The sequence below is a fragment of the Acinetobacter sp. V102_4 genome, assembly GCF_031799005.1.
In the GTDB taxonomy this organism is placed as follows: domain Bacteria; phylum Pseudomonadota; class Gammaproteobacteria; order Pseudomonadales; family Moraxellaceae; genus Acinetobacter; species Acinetobacter calcoaceticus.
This window is the reverse complement of the sequence record NZ_JAVQNR010000051.1, coordinates 437,797-452,818: the sequence shown is the minus strand read 5'-3', so window position 1 is coordinate 452,818 and position 15,022 is coordinate 437,797. Positions and strand designations below refer to the sequence as shown.

16 protein-coding genes are annotated in these 15,022 nt (G+C 37.9%); 8 read left to right on the top strand and 8 right to left on the bottom strand.

The genetic code is table 11. The annotated features are described in order from the left end of the window. Positions 1–16: 16 nt before the first annotated feature. Positions 17–1,006 carry a biotin synthase BioB gene (gene bioB / locus RMB13_RS17935; RefSeq protein ID WP_004642579.1) on the bottom strand — a complete coding sequence of 330 codons (990 nt, stop codon included), beginning with the start codon at positions 1,004–1,006 and terminating at the stop codon, positions 17–19. A 93-nt stretch (positions 1,007–1,099) separates the two neighbouring features. Then, positions 1,100–2,194 carry a tRNA epoxyqueuosine(34) reductase QueG gene (gene queG, locus RMB13_RS17930; protein WP_270902580.1) on the bottom strand — a complete coding sequence of 365 codons (1,095 nt, stop codon included), beginning with the start codon at positions 2,192–2,194 and terminating at the stop codon, positions 1,100–1,102. 26 nt (positions 2,195–2,220) lie between these two features. Here queG and RMB13_RS17925 point away from each other — a divergent pair, with 26 nt between their 5' ends. After that, positions 2,221–3,678 carry an NAD(P)H-hydrate dehydratase gene (locus RMB13_RS17925; RefSeq protein WP_311085952.1) on the top strand — a complete coding sequence of 486 codons (1,458 nt, stop codon included), beginning with the start codon at positions 2,221–2,223 and terminating at the stop codon, positions 3,676–3,678. Between the two features lie 7 nt (positions 3,679–3,685). Here RMB13_RS17925 and ruvC read toward each other — a convergent pair whose 3' ends face one another. After that, positions 3,686–4,231, bottom strand: coding sequence for a crossover junction endodeoxyribonuclease RuvC (gene ruvC, locus RMB13_RS17920; protein ID WP_003651385.1), 546 nt, complete (start codon positions 4,229–4,231; stop codon positions 3,686–3,688). Positions 4,232–4,479: 248 nt separating this feature from the next. Here ruvC and RMB13_RS17915 point away from each other — a divergent pair, with 248 nt between their 5' ends. Together RMB13_RS17915 and RMB13_RS17910 are read left to right on the top strand one after the other, a co-directional pair. Next, positions 4,480–5,073, top strand: a complete 594-nt coding sequence (locus RMB13_RS17915; protein WP_311085951.1) for an XRE family transcriptional regulator — start codon at positions 4,480–4,482, stop codon at positions 5,071–5,073. Further along, positions 5,070–5,615 (top strand): N-acetyltransferase family protein, encoded by a 546-nt coding sequence (locus tag RMB13_RS17910; protein ID WP_311085950.1) that lies wholly within the window; start codon positions 5,070–5,072, stop codon positions 5,613–5,615. The genes RMB13_RS17915 and RMB13_RS17910 overlap by 4 nt, the downstream gene beginning before the upstream one ends. Positions 5,616–5,684: 69 nt before the next feature. On the opposite strand, the gene blaOXA is transcribed toward RMB13_RS17910, so the two are convergent. Further along, positions 5,685–6,506, bottom strand: a complete 822-nt coding sequence (gene blaOXA / locus RMB13_RS17905) for an OXA-213 family carbapenem-hydrolyzing class D beta-lactamase (protein ID WP_311085949.1) — start codon at positions 6,504–6,506, stop codon at positions 5,685–5,687. Between the two features lie 496 nt (positions 6,507–7,002). On the opposite strand from blaOXA, the gene RMB13_RS17900 reads away from it, so the two are divergent. Then, on the top strand, positions 7,003–7,566 hold the full coding sequence (locus RMB13_RS17900) for an FxsA family protein (protein ID WP_017390537.1): 564 nt from the start codon (positions 7,003–7,005) through the stop codon (positions 7,564–7,566). A 66-nt stretch (positions 7,567–7,632) separates the two neighbouring features. Here the strand turns inward: RMB13_RS17900 and RMB13_RS17895 are convergent, their stop codons facing one another. After that, positions 7,633–7,827, bottom strand: coding sequence for a hypothetical protein (locus RMB13_RS17895; protein WP_209733427.1), 195 nt, complete (start codon positions 7,825–7,827; stop codon positions 7,633–7,635). A 258-nt stretch (positions 7,828–8,085) separates the two neighbouring features. Here RMB13_RS17895 and RMB13_RS17890 point away from each other — a divergent pair, with 258 nt between their 5' ends. Continuing rightward, entirely contained in the window at positions 8,086–8,334 is a 249-nt protein-coding gene (locus RMB13_RS17890; protein ID WP_198078646.1) for a hypothetical protein, read from the top strand. Between the two features lie 124 nt (positions 8,335–8,458). Here the strand turns inward: RMB13_RS17890 and metK are convergent, their stop codons facing one another. After that, positions 8,459–9,625: a methionine adenosyltransferase gene (gene metK / locus RMB13_RS17885; protein ID WP_004642588.1), complete on the bottom strand. Its 1,167-nt coding sequence runs from the start codon at positions 9,623–9,625 to the stop codon at positions 8,459–8,461. Positions 9,626–10,162: 537 nt separating this feature from the next. Between metK and tkt the strand changes: the two genes are divergently transcribed. Further along, a complete protein-coding gene (gene tkt / locus RMB13_RS17880) occupies positions 10,163–12,151 on the top strand; it encodes a transketolase (RefSeq protein WP_132070150.1) in 1,989 nt (662 codons plus the stop codon). Positions 12,152–12,209: 58 nt separating this feature from the next. Here tkt and RMB13_RS17875 read toward each other — a convergent pair whose 3' ends face one another. Beyond that, positions 12,210–12,617, bottom strand: coding sequence for an OsmC family protein (locus RMB13_RS17875; RefSeq protein ID WP_311085948.1), 408 nt, complete (start codon positions 12,615–12,617; stop codon positions 12,210–12,212). Positions 12,618–12,834: 217 nt separating this feature from the next. Between RMB13_RS17875 and RMB13_RS17870 the strand changes: the two genes are divergently transcribed. Next, entirely contained in the window at positions 12,835–13,416 is a 582-nt protein-coding gene (locus RMB13_RS17870) for a YceI family protein (protein WP_005041161.1), read from the top strand. A gap of 43 nt (positions 13,417–13,459) precedes the next feature. On the opposite strand, the gene RMB13_RS17865 is transcribed toward RMB13_RS17870, so the two are convergent. After that, positions 13,460–14,050, bottom strand: a complete 591-nt coding sequence (locus RMB13_RS17865; protein WP_080026928.1) for a lecithin retinol acyltransferase family protein — start codon at positions 14,048–14,050, stop codon at positions 13,460–13,462. A gap of 193 nt (positions 14,051–14,243) precedes the next feature. On the opposite strand from RMB13_RS17865, the gene RMB13_RS17860 reads away from it, so the two are divergent. After that, on the top strand, positions 14,244–14,990 hold the full coding sequence (locus RMB13_RS17860; protein WP_311085947.1) for a phosphodiester glycosidase family protein: 747 nt from the start codon (positions 14,244–14,246) through the stop codon (positions 14,988–14,990). Positions 14,991–15,022: the final 32 nt, after the last annotated feature.

The window sequence follows — 15,022 nt, the reverse complement described above, 5'->3', positions numbered from 1 at the left end:
ATTTTACTGCCTTGAGTTATGCGCTCATGGCATTTACTGATAAGTCAGCAACTGTTGGTTTTGGTTTTTCTGCGGTTAGGCCTAATTTGTTAAACAACGCTTGGTCTTTACCTTCACCTGCATTTGGTGTGGTGAGTAACTTATCACCAGAGAATAATGAGTTTGCACCTGCCATGAATGCTAATGCTTGATCTGAATCACTTAATGACTCACGACCAGCGGATAAACGAATATAGCTATGCGGCATAATAATGCGCGCAACAGCAATAGTGCGGATCCATTCAATTACATCAAGCTTTTCAACATCTGCTAACGGCGTTCCTTCAATTGGAACGAGCATGTTAATTGGTACAGATTCAGGATGAATTGGTAGGGTAGCTAATTCATGTAATAGACCAACACGGTCATCACGGCTTTCGCCTAAACCTACAATGCCGCCGCTACAAACTTTCATGCCAGCTTGGCGAACATAATCTAGGGTATTTAAACGATCATCAAAAGTACGCGTGCTAATGATGTGTGAGTAGTACTCACGAGATGTATCTAGGTTGTGATTGTAATAATCTAAACCAGCAACTTGTAGGCGCTCTGCTTGAGATTGGTTAAGCATGCCTAAAGTCATACAGGTTTCTAAACCTAAAGCTTTTACTTCACGTACCATTTCTAAAACATAAGGCATATCGCGTTCATGTGGGTTACGCCAAGCTGCACCCATACAAAAACGAGAAGAACCTGAATCTTTTGCAGCTTTTGCTTCGCTAATCACTTTTTCTACAGCAATACGTTTTTCTGCTTCTAGTTTTGATTCGTAATGTGCTGATTGTGAGCAGTACTTGCAATCTTCAGGGCATTTACCTGTTTTAATCGATAAAAGGGTGCTGACCTGAATCGCATTGGCAGTGAAGTGCTCGCGATGTACTTGCTGAGCCTTGAAAACTAAATCCAAAAAGGGTTGTTCATATAAAGCTTGGATTTCTTCACGATTCCAATCATTACGTAGAGTCATTGTCATATCCATGATGATGGCATTAATTCACTACACATAATCATACAGAATTCGTATTAAAGCTATAGGGCAAAAAACATCATTTTTTTAATTTCATGACTGAAGTTGATTAAGTTGTTGTTCAATTGCCCAATCAATATGCACGTTGACAATATCATCATGCAAAATCTTGCCATTTTGTAGTTGAGCTACAATTTCCTTTGAATAAGGAGCATTTCCTAAACCGATAGCAATATTACGTTTAAAAGATTGATAACCTGTCCGGCGGATTGGGCTGCCTTCCGTATTTGCCAAAAATGTAGCTTCATCCCATTGCCAGATGTCTAAAAGACTGATGCTGTCTAATCCATTTCTAGGATTGAAATCGCTAATGGACGCAGTTTTGGCAAAACTGTTCCAAGGGCAAATTAATTGACAGTCATCACAACCAAAAACTCGGTTACCAATACCGGCACGTAATTCTTCAGCAATAATTCCTTTATATTCGATAGTTAAATATGCGATACAACGTCGTGCATCGAGCATATAAGGTTCAACAATCGCTTGCGTCGGACAAATATCAATACAAGCACTACATGAACCACAGTGAGAGGTCGTTGGGCCATCAAAAGGTAAATCGAGTGATGTAAATAGTTCACCCAATACAAAAAAAGAACCTGACTTTTTGTGAATAAGCAAAGTATGTTTACCCGTCCAACCCATTCCAGCACTTTCAGCCAATGATTTTTCAAAAATAGGGGCTGAATCAGCGAAAGGACGTGATTCAAAATCACCAACTTTTTCACGAATTCGTGTGGCTAAAGTTTTCAATCTACCACGCATGACCTTATGGTAGTCTCGACCACGTGCATAACGGGCGATAATGGCAGAGTTCGGTTCAATAGGTACATAACGTGGCTTTGGTGACTCGACCAGATAGTTCATGCGAACGCAGATAATACTTTTTGTGCCAGGAACTAATAATGTTGGATCAGCCCGCTTTTCTAGATTTTCCTCTAAATAGGTCATATCTGCATGATAGCCACGTTCAAGATACTCTAAAAAACGTGGCATTTGATCTTGAGCATCTGGTTTTGCAATGACACAATCAGCAAAACCCAAGTCTAAAGCTTGAGCCTTGATCCATGCTTTTAATTCATGAAGATCAAGTTGTTGCACCGTAATGCGTGATGTATCGGAAGATGTCATAAACCAAAACAGAAGAGGATAATAATATGCAGACGGTAGTTTACCATAGCGATGATATTCAAGCATGGGAGCAACGCTGGTTTGCTGCGCAAAACTCATCATTAGGTTTAATGCAACAAGCGGCTTGGTCAATTGCTCAACAGTTAATTGAACTTTTTAAAGAGCAGTCTATTAAAAATATTGCTGTTTGGTGTGGGCAAGGCAACAATGCTGGTGATGGTTATTTTATAGCAGCTTATTTGAAGCAAGCAGGTTGGAATGTTCAAATCTTTGCATCCGAAGTAGGGGCTTCAGCAGATTTACATCAAGCTGTGCAATTTGCAAAAGATCAACTGGTGCAAATTCATCAAGGTTTTGAACTTGCAAAGCATTTTGATTGTCATATTGATGCTTTATTTGGTATTGGTTTAAATCGAGAATTAAACATTCATTGGCAACAGGCTATTCAACAATTTAATGAACAAACTGGCCTAAAAATTTCTGTTGATATACCCAGCGGTTTGCAGGCAAATACAGGATGTACTTTACCTTGTGCAATAAGGGCTGATCATACATTTACAGTTTTAGGGCTTAAAGCTGGATTATTTACAGGTCAAGGCAAAGAATACGTAGGCGAGCTTCATTTAATTGATTTAATTCCTATAGACCAAGAGCTGAAACCGTTAGCCTATTTAACATCAACAAATATTAAACTTCCTAAGCGTATGGCATTTGGTCATAAAGGGAGTTATGGGCATGTTTTAGTCGTTGGCGGGCATGAACAAATGGGAGGTGCTGTGATTATGGCTGCTGAGGCTGCTTTTCATGCAGGAGCAGGTAAAGTCACGGTAGTTTGTCATCAAAATCATCATCAGGCTATTTTGTCTCGTGCACCAAATATTATGCTCCGTGATATCAATGCTCTAAATGAAAAGTCTATTAAAGATATTTTATTTCAGGTCGATGCAGTGTGTTTTGGAATGGGATTGGGGCGTGATGATTGGGCAAAGCAGATCTACCTACAATGGTTTAATTTATTAAATCAGAGTGAACATCTGGAGATTGTTTTAGATGCAGATGCTTTATGGTTTATAGCAAAACAGCCTCAAAAATTGAATGCACATATTTATCTAACACCTCATCCTGGAGAAGCTGCAACATTGCTTGAGTGTTCCACTACTCAGATTGAGAATGACCGAATCTCTGCGATTTATGCTTTACAACAAAAATATGCAGGGCAGTGGGTGCTTAAAGGAGCAGGTAGTCTGATTTTAGAAGATACTCTTTATATTTGTACGCAAGGGAATGCTGGTATGGGAACTGGAGGGATGGGCGATGTACTAGCAGGAATGATTGCAAGTCTAAAAGCACAATTCCATAAGGCAATTGCATTACATGAAATTGTTACCCTTCATGCTCAGGCCGGTGACCAACTTGCAAAACAAGGTATGCGTGGTTTACAGGCTTTTGAGATGAATCAGGCCATTACACAAGTCGTGAACTAATAAAGCTTTAACGTCTACGACTGCTAGAGCGGCTTCGTCCACGTGCCATACCACCTAAGGCATTAAGGACAGACAGTTTGCTCATACTTCCAGATGCATGAGCATGGCAAATTGCTGCTGCTAGTGCATCTGCGGCATCTGCTTGAGGTTTGATGGTGAGGTTAAGTAATCGCATGACCATCATTTGTACTTGTTCTTTGTCTGCGGCTCCATAACCTACAACAGATTGTTTAATTTGACGGGCAGTATATTCTGCGACTTGTAAATCTAAATTAACCAAAGCGGCTATTGCTGCACCACGTGCTTGACCAAGTTTTAGGGCTGAATCGGGGTTTTGAGCCATAAACACTTGCTCAACGGCAGCTTCAGTTGGACCATGAAATTTAACAATACGTTCAATACCAGCAAAGATACGTTTTAAGCGTTCGGGCATTTCCTTAGTTTCTGTTCGAATAGTACCTGCATCGATAAAACGTAGTTTGCTACCATCTTTTTCTATGATTCCATAACCTGTTAAGCGTGAACCAGGGTCAATCCCAATAATCAAAGACATGCGAAGGCTTACATAAATAATTTAAAGCTATTGTTACATACCAAAATATGATCTGCATGAGTTATTTAAGCAAGTCACTTATGAATGGTTATTTTTCGTTTTTTTAATAGATTTAATAGATTCTATTTTGGTTACTACAAAGAAGATTTTTCAAGATTTCAAAAAAAGATAAAATTCTTTAATAATTGACAGAATTCTAGTTTAGTGGAATATTTGTCTATAATTTTGGAATTTGAATTTTGGAGTGTATGGAAGATATTAATATCCGTATTGCACAGCAAGTACGTGAACTGCGTTTAGCTCGTGGATATACCCTTGATGTTCTTGCTACACGATGTCAGGTGAGCCGTTCTGCTATTTCGTTAATTGAAAGAGGTGAGGCGAGCCCAACAGCGGTTGTTCTTGAAAAGCTAGCAAATGGTTTAGGTGTGCCTTTGACTCAACTCTTCGCTAACCAGCAAGGTAATCAATCACCTCAGCCTATTGTTCTACGCAGTCAACAATCAGAATGGAAAGACCCAGAAACAGGTTATATTCGCCGTCAAATTTCATCTCCAGATTGGAAGTCTTCATTTCAAATTGTTGAAATTGAATTTCCCCCTCACTCACGAATTACTTATGAAATTAGTGAAACTTCCAAGGTGGTACAACAGCAACTTTGGGTAGTTGAAGGGAAAATTGATATTCAATTAGGTGAATCTTCTTATGCTTTAAGCACAGGGGATTGTTTGGCAATGCAACTAAACCAGCCCGTTATATACAGTAATAATTCATCTCAAGTCGTTCGCTATATTTTAGTCGTCTCTAGTCAACTCGTCTCTGCCCTTAAGGAATCTTTATGACCTTTTCCCTCAATTCCAATTTTCGTTTGATTGATTGTAATGAAGCAGAACATTCCCTGGCTATATTAGAGATTCTGAATGAAGCAATTATCAATTCTACCGCTCTATATGACTATTTACCGCGCTCTGAAGAGTCGATGAAAAACTGGTTCTCGGTTAAAAGACAAAATGGTTTTCCCGTCATTGGTATTGTTGATGAGACTGACAAGTTATTGGGTTTTGCGAGCTGGGGAACCTTTAGGGCTTTTCCTGCCTATAAATATACCGTTGAACATAGTATTTATATTCATCATGAGCATCGTGGTAGCGGACTAAGCAAAATTTTAATGCAAGAGCTGATTCAGCGAGCTCAAGAGGCCGAGTTACATGTATTGATTGGTTGTATTGATGCAAGCAATCAGGCAAGCATAGGTTTACATGAAAAAATGGGCTTTATTCATGCAGGCACTTTTAAACAAGTTGGTTTTAAGTTTGGTGAGTGGCTTGATGCTGCTTTTTACCAGTTAAATTTGAGCACACCATTTCATCCAATCGATGGATAATTAAAAACATCACATTCCAAAAAAAAACAGAATAATAGCCCAGTCTATGCTTGGGCTATAGAGTTCAACTTATAAAATACCCAGTTGTTCTAAGCCTTTATAAGCAATTTCTTTGCGAATAGAGCTAGGAGTTCCTTTTTTCATTTCTAAATTAAGTGAGAATGCGACAATTTCTCCTTGTGGTTGAACGACCCAGCCTGTTAACCAACCAACTTGCGGTTCAACATCCCATCCCCACCCACTTTTGGCATAAATTTTACTTCCATTTTTTTCCTCTATGAACACCATTGATTGAACTTGTTCTTGTACATTTTTACTAAATGGAAGAGTTTTATGGGCTAATTGATAAGCAAATTGGGTTTCTTGCTCAGGTGTAATTTTTAGAGGGCCAACAAGCCAAAAATTATCTACTTTTGAACCAATGCTAGCATTACCAAAACCAACTCGTTTCACCTCTTTAGACATAAGATCTAGACCAATTCGTCGGGCTAATTCTTGGTAAACTGGAATTGCAGAAGCTTTCATGGCATCACCCAGTGTCATGTCCTTTTCCCAATCAGGAAATAAACGTTTTTGCCCATCCCATTTAAATACTTCAGTTGTAGTTGCCTTATGATGTTCAAGTCCAATTAAAGCATTTAACATTTTAAAGGTAGAAGCGGGAACATAGGCGGTTGATGCTCTTTTAAGATCATTGCCATAAATTTCTTCTGTTTGTCCTCGCTTAATCACCAAAACACCCGTGGTTTGTGCCTGATCAAACAGTGATTTAATTTCTTCTGAATTTTTATTGGCAGAAATAGAGTGTATTTGATGTTGTTTTACCGTATTGGAAGAACAGGCGGATAAAAATAGGATACTTGTTGCAACGATAAGGGCTTTTTTATACATAATCTGACTAAGTTTAATTTGAAGTATTGCTAATTAATTTAACTTGAATAGGACTGTCTTTAGATAGGCAAAATGTAAGTTATCTAGTAAGGTTGATATATCGGTATTGCTTTTAAAGTCCTCTAAAAGTAACGCATAAACAAAGGAATGCTCATAACTTTGCTAAGTAAATAAGACTTTATTTGACTAAAGAAGGGCTTTTTTGAACGAATTCTCACTTAAATAAAGTAAAAAAATTAAAATCTGATTGAAGTGGCACTTGATAAAGTTGATACAGCACTCATTAATAATAAAGCATGTTTGTTTTTATCGGGTTAAAATCAAATGTACTCCAGTATTGCAGACTCTTGCTGATGCGATAGTTTTTGTTAATTTTTAGAAATTAGGCAGAACAATCCGAGCTAAGAGGAATGCTTAATCCTTATTTGCAACTTAGATAAGGTTAGGTCAAATAAAACTGCAATGAATTTTCTTTTTGAGATAGATAAAGTTTTACATGAATTTACTTCTTATTGTAGTTCTGGGCGCGATTGTTGAAATTGCCGTATGGATTGGCGTAGCACAGTTCATCAGTGGATGGTATGTGTTCTTTTGGTTCATTATTGCTTTCTTTATTGGTTTGGGGCTTATTCGCAGAAGTACTGCCGGTATTATGCCTCAATTACAGCAAATGCAGATGACAGGTCAGCTAGGTAGTGATCCAACAGTAACTAAAAAACTTGCTTATGCTTTTGCAGGTTTCTTATTAATGTTGCCGGGTCTTGTATCAGATGTTTTGGCTGTTTTAATTTTGATTCCTGGTGTTCAAACCGCATTTCGTAATATAGCGATGAGAACTCTTGCAAAACGCCAGCAAGCTATGATGAATAAAATGATGGGTGGTATGGGCGGTAATGCTTCGGGACAAAACCCATTTGCTGATTTAATGCGTCAAATGCAAGATATGCAGAACCAGCAGGGTGGTGGTCAAGGCCAATACCATGATTCAAACATTATTGATGGTGAAGCGCGAGATGTTACCCCAGACCACAAAAAAATAGAGCATAAAAATAAAGATTAATAAGTGTGTTCTGAATATGAAAAAGCTTAAACCTCATGGGTTTAAGCTTTTTTTATTTTTAAATGATTATTTATTCTGGCAATCCGAAGTCGATGAATCAATATCATCCATTTCTAATTTAGTTTCTTCTTGTGGTTTTGACTGCGGTTGATATTTATTTGAAGGTAGAGCGGTTTGCTTGTTTTCAGATTGTTGATAACCTCGACTTCGGTTGGCTCTTTCGCGAAAGCCACCTTTATTAATGAGCTGTGTATCTGACATGCATTGACCTAAAATGTGAGATTATTCGCTTATTTTAGCAAATTTGACAAAATATCAAAATAAGAAAAATAGTGCCAAAAAAATAATATTTAACTTATCTTTTTGTATTTTAATAATATTTTTTAATTGACTCAATTGTTCATTCAGATTGAATTATCTTTTCATTTCACATAGGATAAATATAAAGGATGTATAAATTAAAAATGCAGCAAACCTATTAAAAAAACAACGGTTGAAATGAGGGAAGGAGGGTTACCTATGCTATATCAATACCATTGTGCGTGTTGCGACAAAGTTGTGGCATCAACTGATAAATCATGTCCATATTGTGGTTCGCAACATATTCGAAGCCCGTATGGTTTGTGGATGTTTTGTGTGATGGCTTGTCTAGCAGTTGTCATTGTATTTAAAGTTGTCCATATATATGTACAGAACCATCAAGATACTCCGACGCAGTCAACATTACTTGATGTATTAAATCAGGATGATAAAACCACAAGACAATAAATTTTGATCAGAGCTACAAATGATATGGCATCAAGGATGGTTGCTAGAAGAGTAAACCCTACATATTATGAAATTTGAACTGTAAAAAAGCCCGCTCATTGGCGGGCTTTTTTATGAAATTCTATTAGAGGCCAGCAGCATCTTTAAGGGCATCAACTTTATCAGTTTTTTCCCATGTAAATGCAGTGTCTGATCCTTCTCGACCAAAGTGGCCATAAGCCGCAGTTTGTTTATACATTGGCTGAATAAGGTCCAGCATGCGAGTAATACCAAACGGTCTTAAATCGAAATGATCACGTACAAGTTGAATAATCAACTCATCAGAAACTTTTGCTGTACCAAAGGTATTAATTGAAATTGAAGTAGGTTCTGCTACACCAATTGCGTAACTCACCTGAATTTCACATTTGTCAGCAAGACCAGCTGCTACAATATTTTTTGCAACATAACGACCTGCATATGCAGCAGAACGGTCAACTTTAGATGGATCTTTACCAGAGAAAGCACCACCACCGTGACGAGCCATACCACCGTATGTATCAACAATAATTTTACGGCCTGTTAAACCACAGTCACCTACAGGGCCGCCAATAACGAACATACCTGTTGGGTTGATATGGAACTTAGTAGCAGCATGGAACATTTCAGCAGGAATGATCGGCTTGATAATTTCCTCAATGATCGCTTCTTTAAGCTGGCTTTGAGTAATTTCAGGATCATGTTGAGTAGACAAAACGACTGCATCTAGACGTACAGGTTTGCCATTTTCATATGCAAAAGTAACTTGGCTTTTTGCATCTGGGCGTAACCATGGAAGTGCGCCTGAGCGACGAAGTTCAGCTTGACGTTCCATTAAACGGTGAGCATAAGAAATCGGAGCAGGCATTAACACATCTGTTTCACGGCTTGCATAACCGAACATCAAACCTTGGTCACCAGCACCTTGATCTTCAGGTTTTTGACGGTCTACACCTTGTGCAATCTCTGGTGATTGTTTACCAATCATATTGATTACAGCACATGTTGATCCATCAAAGCCAAGATCAGAGTGGTGGTATCCAATACCGTTAACGGTATGACGAACAACAGCTTCAACATCAATATTAGCAGTCGTTGTTACTTCACCAGCAAGTACAACAGCGCCTGTTTTTACCAGTGTTTCACAAGCAACACGTGCGTATGGGTCTTCTTTTAAGATTGCATCCAAAATAGCGTCGCTAATTTGGTCGGCCATTTTATCAGGATGACCTTCGCTTACAGATTCCGAGGTAAAAACAGCGTACTCGCGCATGAAAGTCCTATCTTGGTTATTTCAAAAGACATAATATGTTACATCGACTTGAGCTTGAGGACCAGTTCATACTGACCAAAAAGCATGAATTTGTTTCATTTATACTGTGTTTTAATTGATAAGTGTATTAGTAAAATTGATATAAAGAGTATTTATTTAAAGTATTGGTATTTTAATAATTTGTTATTAGTACGTTTTTTAGACACATGACTTAACAAAAAGATGATGCCTTACAAGTCGGATTTTGAAGAAAAGAAACATGATGGACCTAGGTAGAGATTTCAAAATATTTTATCTATATATCAAAGTCTAATAGAACTGCCTGCTCGCATATTGGAGTAGTATTTAAGAAATGAGCACTGTTTTGTATAACTTAAAGGTCCAAATGTTTTTTGTGTAACCAAGAAACGGTTAAAAATAAAGAAATATACTATGTTGGGGTTTACCCTCAGCCTTTTTTTTAAGACAATATAGCGGCATTGAATTGTTATTCATCTTCTTCTTTTCATCAATCTATTAAAATTGGATTCTGATCTTATGGCGACCCCTTTAAACGAACGTCGTATTGCAAATGCAATTCGTGTATTGGCAATGGATGCTGTGCAACAGGCAAACTCAGGGCATCCTGGTGCTCCAATGGGGATGGCAGATATTGCTGACGTCGTCTGGCGCGAGTTTTTAAATCACAACCCAACTAATCCACAATGGGCAAACCGCGACCGTTTCGTTTTATCAAACGGCCATGGCTCAATGTTGCAATACGCTTTGCTTCATTTAACAGGTTATGATCTTTCAATTGAAGATTTAAAACAGTTCCGTCAATTACATTCAAAAACTCCTGGTCACCCTGAATATGGTTATGCACCAGGTATCGAAACAACGACTGGTCCTTTAGGTCAAGGTATTGCTAATGCTGTTGGTTTTGCATTGGCAGAAAAGACTTTGGCTGCCCAGTTCAATAAAGATGATTTAAAAGTTGTAGACCATTTCACTTACTGTTTCTTAGGTGATGGCTGTTTAATGGAAGGTATTTCTCACGAAGTATGTTCTTTAGCAGGTACTTTACAACTTGGTAAATTGATTGCTTATTATGATGATAATGGCATTTCAATTGATGGTGAAGTAGAAGGCTGGTTCAGCGATGACACAGAAGAGCGTTTTAAAGCCTATGGTTGGCAAGTTCTTCGTGTAGATGGTCATGATGCTGATGCGATTCGTCAAGCAACAATCGAAGCAAAAGCTGAAACTCAAAAACCAACCATTATTATGTGTAAAACCATTATTGGTTTAGGTTCACCAAATAAGCAGGGTAAAGAAGACTGTCATGGTGCACCATTAGGTAAAGATGAGATTACTTTAACTCGTAAAGCATTAGGTTGGATCGAAGAAGCATTTGTTATTCCTGCTGACATATATGCTGCATGGGATGCCAAAGCAAAAGGTAGTAAGGCTGAAGCAGCTTGGGATGCGGTATTTGCACAGTATCAAGCAAAATATCCAACTGAAGCAGCTGAGTTACTTCGTCGTATTAGTGGTGACTTACCAGCAGAATTTGCAGCGCAAGCAGATGCATTCATTCGTGAAACAAATGCGAAAGGCGAGACAATCGCAACACGTAAAGCAAGCCAAAACACATTACAAGCATTTGGTCCTTTATTGCCTGAATTACTAGGTGGTTCTGCTGACTTAGCGGGTTCTAACTTAACGCTTTGGAAAGGTTGCCAAGGCATTCAAGAAAACCCAGCTGGTAACTACGTATATTATGGTGTACGTGAGTTCGGTATGACTGCGATTGCCAATGGCGTTGCATTGCATGGTGGTTTTGTTCCTTACGTTGCAACATTCTTAATGTTTATGGAATATGCGCGTAATGCAGTACGTATGTCTGCATTGATGAAACAACGTGTAATTCATGTTTATACACATGACTCAATTGGTTTGGGTGAAGATGGTCCAACTCACCAACCAATCGAACAAATTGCTTCTTTACGTGGTACACCTAACCTAAATACATGGCGTCCTGCTGATACTGTTGAAACTGCTACTGCATGGAAATCTGCTTTAGAGCGTAAAGATGGTCCTACAGCACTCATTTTCTCTCGTCAAAACTTACCATTCCAAACACGTTCTGAAGAACAAATTCAAAATGTTGCAAAAGGTGGTTATGTTCTTGCTCAAGAAAAAGGTGAATTAAAAGCAATTATTATTGCAACTGGTTCTGAAATTTCTTTAGCAATGGAAGCTTATGCTCAACTTGACGGTGTGCGTGTAGTTTCTATGCCATGTGCAGAAGAATTTATGAAACAAGACGCTGCATATCGTGAAGCTGTATTACCAGCTCATATCCGTGCGCGTGTTGCGGTTGAAGCTGCTCATGTTGACTACTGGTGGAAGTTTGTTGGTCTTGATGGCAAAGTGATTGGTATGACAACTTATGGTGAATCTGCACCAGCAAAAGATTTGTTCCAATTCTTTGGTATTACAACTGAAGCTGTTGTTGCAGCAGTAAAAGAATTAACTGCTTAAATATTGAAGTAGTGTAAAAAAAGCGCTCCATAGGGAGCGCTTTTTTATATCTGAAAGGTTAAATGCCAAGTTCGGTTTGAATATTAATTTGAGAAGTGAGCAACTTATGAATGGGGCAGTTCTCGGCAACTTTTAATAAACGCTTGTGTTGGTCTTCACTGAATTCACCTTTGAGCGTGATTTTACGTTCAATATTATTTTGGCCTTTCTCTGGTTCACCATTTGGGTTTAATACTAAATCAACTTGAACATGATCAAGCTTAATACCTTTAAGATTCGCATACATTTCTAGTGTAATGGTGGTACATGCACCCAAAGCAGACAGTAAGATTTGAACTGGGTTTGGAGCAGTATCTAGACCACCTTTGTCTGTGGGTTCATCAGCAAACCATTGGTGACCCGAAGGATCGGTCAGAGTTACTCGATATGGAGTGGAAGTACTTTGTGCTTGAGCAGTATTAGCCATGTTTACCTTGTTATTGATCAATAAAGTCGAAGTAAAAACGAATTAATTTGAGAGTTCGGAGACGGTATGACAACACCGATATCTTATAATATTGTTTTTAAATAATAACTGTAACGCTTTTATTGTTGCATGGATGAAACATATCGTTTTATAAAGAATAGTGAATTAAATTACTTGATGTATACACTAACGACTATATCAATAAAGGATACGAAAAATGCATCTTAAAACATTAAGCTTCGGTTTGGCAGTAGCATTGGCTAGTTCAGTTACTTTAGCTGCGCCAGTGGACTACAAAATTGATCCTACACATACAGCTACTGTTTTCTCGTGGAATCACTTTGGTTTCTCTACTCCAAGCGCTAATTTCTCGGATATCCAAGGTGTAATTAAAGTTGATAATGCTAAACCAGCAAATTCATCTGTAAATGTCACTATCCCTTTAAGCAGCGTAAATACAAATGTTCCTGCTTTGGATAAAGAGTTCCAAGAAGAAGCTTGGTTTAATGCTGCTAAATATCCAAATATTACGTTTAAAAGTACTAAAGTTGAAACTAAAGACAAAAAGCACTTTAAAATTACTGGTGACTTAACGGTTAAAGGTGTAACTAAGCCTGTTGTACTTGATGCTGTTTTAAACAAGCAAGGCGAACACCCAATGGCAAAAGTTCCAGCGATTGGTTTTAATGCTACAACTTCATTCAAGCGTTCTGACTTTGGTTTAGGTAATTACGTTCCGAACGTTGGTGATAAGATTACTGTAAATATTACGACTGAAGCAAAAGTTGATAAAAAATAAGTTTTAAGTTTTCTAAAAGCCCTCATATTTGAGGGCTTTTTTATTAAATTGGTTCTTTTTTATCGGGATCTATAAAGACTAAAGGTACTGACGGATCAATATTTCTTTTTTCAGATTTTTCTCTAAGGAATTGATAAGTAGGGACCTTCATTTTTGCCTGATCACGTAATTTCTTTTTAATATAAAGAACAAGAGCAAAACATGTTGTTGCAACAGTGAGCATCATCCCATTCATATAGCTCATGATTGAACTTACATAACCAATGGTCGTTAATCGATGCATCATACGTTCAACTTGGGTGCTACTTTCGATTCCGGTAATTGCCCAACTACATAAATGTTCACAGTTATTAATAATTAGATGGTAGTGGTTTTCATGCATACGTGAACGCATTCGGCGCACGACAGCTCTTCCTTTATAGCGTGGCGTGTCATAAGAGCGAACATGTATTTTTTTGCCATGCGAGAATGCATCTATTGAGGTAATTTCAATGGGGCGTTTTTTGATGAAATGCGCTAAGCCGGAATAATGGATAACTCGACCTCTCCCTGCATATATACCATGATGGCTATAGCCGAGATGCTTTACGATGAGGTGAGCCCCTAAAGGGTAGCGTTTATTCGGTTGTTGCATGCTTACGCTGATCCAATAAAGTGTAAATGGCTTTTATTGAAAAGCTACTAAACATTATAACCAATATCAGCAATTTGCAGTGTATTGATTACGTCGAATGAAAGAATTTGATGCATATCCAATCTATTCATATTTCTTGTATATAATTTAAGAACTTAATATGAAGGGAAAATGTCATGTCAGGTGTTATTCAATGAAATGGGTCGTCGGGTGCTTAGCTTTGTATTGGTTTTTATTTCAGTCTGCATATGCTATAGAACATCAGCAAGTTAAAACAGTAGAAGGTGATCAATACGATGTGGTCTCTATCAGCGATTTTAAAGCATTGCGCCTGTTTTTAAGAAATCCTCATAATCAGCAGTATTATAAAAGTTTTAACAATGTTCAGGAACATTTAAAGCAATGTGAGCGACTTTCTTTCGCAATGAATGCAGGGATGTTTCATCCGGGATTTTCTCCAGTAGGACTGTATGTTGAACAAGCTAAGGTGATTCAGCCACTAAATAAAAGTAAAGGATTGGGAAATTTCTTTTTGCAGCCTAATGGGGTGTTAAGTTGGAATAAAAAGCAGGCCTTCATTTTAACAACGCAGCAATACAGTCGCCGAGATTTCAACGTTGATTATGCGACACAATCTGGCCCGATGTTAGTGATTGATGGAAAGATAAATTCCCTTTTTTTACCAGATTCTCAATCAAATAAAATTCGTAATGGAGTCGGTATTCGAAATAATAAACTCTACTTTGTAATATCGAAGAATAGTGTGAGTTTCTACAAGTTTGCTCAGTTCTTTCAAAGAAATCTTAAGGTAGAGCAGGCTTTATATCTTGATGGTTCTATTTCTAGTTTATATATTCAAAAAGACAAGCGTAATGACCAACAATTTGAAATGGGACCAATTGTTGGTTGGCTAGATCAGACAGAGTGTAGATTAAAGTGAAATATAAAAAAGCCAGTACAAGACTGGCTTTT

Excerpts from the sequence above, each read along its gene's own strand:
- RMB13_RS17925 (WP_311085952.1), top strand. The coding sequence starts at position 2,221 with ATGCAGACGGTAGTTTACCATAGCGATGATATTCAAGCATGGGAGCAA.
- RMB13_RS17860 (WP_311085947.1), top strand. The coding sequence starts at position 14,244 with ATGAAATGGGTCGTCGGGTGCTTAGCTTTGTATTGGTTTTTATTTCAG.
- ruvC (WP_003651385.1), bottom strand. The coding sequence starts at position 4,231 with ATGTCTTTGATTATTGGGATTGACCCTGGTTCACGCTTAACAGGTTAT.
- RMB13_RS17915 (WP_311085951.1), top strand. The coding sequence starts at position 4,480 with ATGGAAGATATTAATATCCGTATTGCACAGCAAGTACGTGAACTGCGT.
- RMB13_RS17910 (WP_311085950.1), top strand. The coding sequence starts at position 5,070 with ATGACCTTTTCCCTCAATTCCAATTTTCGTTTGATTGATTGTAATGAA.
- RMB13_RS17895 (WP_209733427.1), bottom strand. The coding sequence starts at position 7,827 with ATGTCAGATACACAGCTCATTAATAAAGGTGGCTTTCGCGAAAGAGCC.
- tkt (WP_132070150.1), top strand. The coding sequence starts at position 10,163 with ATGGCGACCCCTTTAAACGAACGTCGTATTGCAAATGCAATTCGTGTA.
- RMB13_RS17890 (WP_198078646.1), top strand. The coding sequence starts at position 8,086 with ATGCTATATCAATACCATTGTGCGTGTTGCGACAAAGTTGTGGCATCA.
- RMB13_RS17900 (WP_017390537.1), top strand. The coding sequence starts at position 7,003 with ATGAATTTACTTCTTATTGTAGTTCTGGGCGCGATTGTTGAAATTGCC.
- queG (WP_270902580.1), bottom strand. The coding sequence starts at position 2,194 with ATGACATCTTCCGATACATCACGCATTACGGTGCAACAACTTGATCTT.
- RMB13_RS17875 (WP_311085948.1), bottom strand. The coding sequence starts at position 12,617 with ATGGCTAATACTGCTCAAGCACAAAGTACTTCCACTCCATATCGAGTA.
- RMB13_RS17870 (WP_005041161.1), top strand. The coding sequence starts at position 12,835 with ATGCATCTTAAAACATTAAGCTTCGGTTTGGCAGTAGCATTGGCTAGT.
- metK (WP_004642588.1), bottom strand. The coding sequence starts at position 9,625 with ATGCGCGAGTACGCTGTTTTTACCTCGGAATCTGTAAGCGAAGGTCAT.
- bioB (WP_004642579.1), bottom strand. The coding sequence starts at position 1,006 with ATGACTCTACGTAATGATTGGAATCGTGAAGAAATCCAAGCTTTATAT.
- RMB13_RS17865 (WP_080026928.1), bottom strand. The coding sequence starts at position 14,050 with ATGCAACAACCGAATAAACGCTACCCTTTAGGGGCTCACCTCATCGTA.
- blaOXA (WP_311085949.1), bottom strand. The coding sequence starts at position 6,506 with ATGTATAAAAAAGCCCTTATCGTTGCAACAAGTATCCTATTTTTATCC.